This window comes from Psittacicella hinzii (assembly GCF_003585885.1).
Classification (GTDB): Bacteria; Pseudomonadota; Gammaproteobacteria; order Enterobacterales; family Psittacicellaceae; genus Psittacicella.
The window spans coordinates 1-3,078 of sequence record NZ_NRHC01000101.1; the positions used below are offsets into that span (position 1 = coordinate 1).

2 protein-coding genes and 2 pseudogenes are annotated in these 3,078 nt (G+C 39.0%); all 4 read left to right on the forward strand.

Going from position 1 to position 3,078, the window contains the following annotated elements; translation table 11 throughout:
- Positions 1-19: 19 nt before the first annotated feature.
- Positions 20-412 (forward strand): annotated as a pseudogene (locus tag CKF54_RS06890) (isocitrate/isopropylmalate family dehydrogenase); the annotation flags it as partial.
- A gap of 510 nt (positions 413-922) precedes the next feature.
- A complete protein-coding gene (leuC, locus tag CKF54_RS06895) occupies positions 923-2,329 on the forward strand; it encodes a 3-isopropylmalate dehydratase large subunit (RefSeq protein WP_119525624.1) in 1,407 nt (468 codons plus the stop codon).
- Positions 2,330-2,521: 192 nt separating this feature from the next.
- A pseudogene (gene leuD, locus CKF54_RS06900) lies at positions 2,522-2,602 on the forward strand (3-isopropylmalate dehydratase small subunit); the annotation flags it as partial.
- Positions 2,603-2,788: 186 nt separating this feature from the next.
- Positions 2,789-3,078: hypothetical protein (locus tag CKF54_RS06905; RefSeq protein WP_147396840.1), on the forward strand; the 290-nt coding region annotated here is incomplete at its 3' end.

Genomic DNA, 3,078 nt, shown 5'->3' on the forward strand with positions numbered 1-3,078 from the left:
AAAAATCTAAAAATTTAGGAAACAACCTGAAAGTTTTGACGTACTTCTTTGCTCAAACATGTTTGGGGATATTATCTCTGATGAATGCGCGATGATTACGGGGTCTATGGGAATGCTTCCTTCAGCGAGCTTAAACCAAGACGGCTTTGGTCTGTATGAACCTGCTGGGGGCTCGGCTCCTGATATTGCAGGACAAGATATTGCTAATCCAATTGCGCAAATTCTGTCAGCTGCGCTAATGCTCCGTCATAGTTTTAACCAAGAGCAAGCTGCTTTAGCGATTGAGCAAGCGGTACAAACAGTACTAGCACAAGGATATCGTACGCGTGATCTTGCAAGTGGTAAAGCTGAAGAAAAAGTAGTAACTACCAGTCAAATGGGAGAGCTAATTAGTCAAGCTCTTAATGCTTAGCTAAGCATAGCTTAGTTAAGCATAGCCTAACTAAGCACAGCTTTACCAAACGTAGCCCAGCTGAACACTGCTTAAACAAACATAGCTCAGCTAAACACTGCTTAAACAAAACCCTGTTTAACTAAACTTAGCCTCTTTTTTGCTTATACCCTATACCCTAGCAAATTGTCCTTCGTGGAGTTTTGCCAAGCTAAACAAAGCTAATTAGCTTGTGCAAACTTCACATCTTCAAACTTAACATTCTCTTTGCCTTAAAGGCAATTTGCTAGGTATTTCTCTTAAGCGCCACCGGTACAAAGAGCGTACTGGGCAGAGCACAGAGCGCACACAAAGTTAGAGCGCAGAGCATGCGAACAATAAAAACGTTTACCTTTACCTGTTCTCGGAATAGGATTTAAAAGTAAATGCGAAAGCTAATGTTCAAGTTCAACATTCAAGTTAAAAACATTTAAGTCTGAAACATTAAATCAAGAAATATAGAGTTACAAATAGTTACAAATTAGGTTACTTATGGCAAAAACACTTTACGACAAGCTTTTTGAACTAAATACCGTTTATCAAGCTGAAGGCGAAACTCCAATTCTTTACATTCACCGTCACCTAATGCACGAAGTTACCTCACCTCAAGCCTTTGCTGGCTTAAAAGGTGCAGGTCGTCAAGTTCGTCAACCACAAAAAACCTTTGCTACTATGGATCATAGTATCTCAACACAAAGTCGTGATCCTGCAGCTTGTGGTGAACAAGCACGTATTCAAGTGCTTGAGCTTGATAAAAACTGTAAAGAGAACAATATCTCTCTGTACGATCTAAGCAACAAGAACCAAGGGATTGTCCATGTAGTTGGTCCTGAACAAGGTTTAACTCTTCCAGGTATGACAATTGTTTGTGGAGATTCTCACACTTCAACTCATGGAGCGTTTGGTGCACTAGCATTTGGGATAGGGACTTCTGAGGTTGAACACGTATTAGCAACCCAAACGCTGAAACAAGCCAAAGCCAAGTCAATGAAAATTGAAGTACGTGGTAAAGTAGCTCCGGGGATTACTGCCAAAGACATTATTCTGGCAATTATTGGTAAGCTAACTATGGCTGGGGGGACTGGTCATGTGGTTGAGTTCTGTGGGGAAGCTATTACTGACCTTTCAATGGAAGGACGTATGACAGTTTGTAATATGGCAATTGAAATGGGTGCCAAAGCTGGCATTATTGCTCCTGACCAAACAACTTTTGATTATCTTCAAGGTCGTCCTTTTGCTCCAAAAGGAGAGCAATGGGAGCAAGCTGTAGCCTTTTGGCGTACTTTAAAATCAGATGATGACGCTGTGTATGATACAGTAGTAACTTTAGAAGCCAAAGACATAGCTCCACAAATTACTTGGGGAACTAATCCAGGTCAAGTAATTTCAATTGATCAACAAGTTCCAGATCCACAACAAATGAATGACCTCATTGCCCAACAAGCAGCGGTTAAAGCTTTAAAATACATGGGACTAGAAGCGCATACCAACCTAACTGATGTTCCGGTAGATAAAGTATTTATTGGTTCATGTACTAACTCTCGTATCGAAGATCTACGTGCAGCCGCTGCTGTAGTTAAAGGTCGTAAAGTTGCTCAAGGGGTAACAGCATTAGTTGTCCCTGGTTCTGGTCTTGTGCGTGAACAAGCTGAAAAAGAGGGGTTAGATAAAATCTTCCGCGAAGCAGGTTTTGAATGGCGTTTACCAGGTTGCTCTATGTGCCTAGCGATGAATGATGACCGTCTAGGAGAATGGGAACGTTGTGCCTCTACTTCAAACCGTAACTTTGAAAGTCGTCAAGGACGTAATGGACGTACGCATCTAGTAAGCCCTGCAATGGCTGCAGCTGCTGCGGTATTTGGTAAATTTACAGATATCCGTACTGTTGAACTCCTGTAGGTTGATCTTGAAGTAGATCTTTATAAATCATAAAGCAAGTTTTGAAGTAGGTCTTGTATAGATTTTGAAACAGATCCTATACTATTTTCCATTAGTCTTTAGATCTACCAATAGATCTACCAATAGATCTTAGGTCACCTCATTATAAGAACAAAGCAAACTCTCCAAATTGAAAAACATTGAGGAAAAACAATGGCTGGTTTTACAACTCACCAAGGTCTAGTTGTACCAATTGATATTTCGAATGTCGATACAGATGCAATTATTCCAAAACCTGAATTCCGCATCTAGTAATAAACCTAACGCCTTAAAATGAGGCGGTAAATACTAGATAGTTGCGGATAAAAATTTAAAAATATTTTTCTCAAAATGCTGCTTTTTAGAGATTAACTTGATATAATATTCATACGCCCTTGAAATTACAATTTTTTACAATCAAAGTTAATTCTAAAAACAGTTATGAGTAAGAGTAAAAAGAAATCAGAAGTTGTTTATATTGCTAAAGTTCCAGAGAGTAGAGTCAAAAGAAAGTATACAGATTACAGTCTGTACTACGTTACAAGATATCGTTCTGGTATAAATGCAGAAGGTGAAAGATACGGTACATCTGATAGAGTTCGAATTGGTAAAATGCTACCAGAGAATACAGAGTACTTTCTACCTAATAAAAACACTTTAATTTTTCTTCCAGATATAGAACATCTTCTAGCGGGATTAGTTCTATATCTGGAAGAAAAATTAAAGTGTTT

Excerpts from the sequence above, each read along its gene's own strand:
- leuC (WP_119525624.1), top strand. The coding sequence starts at position 923 with ATGGCAAAAACACTTTACGACAAGCTTTTTGAACTAAATACCGTTTAT.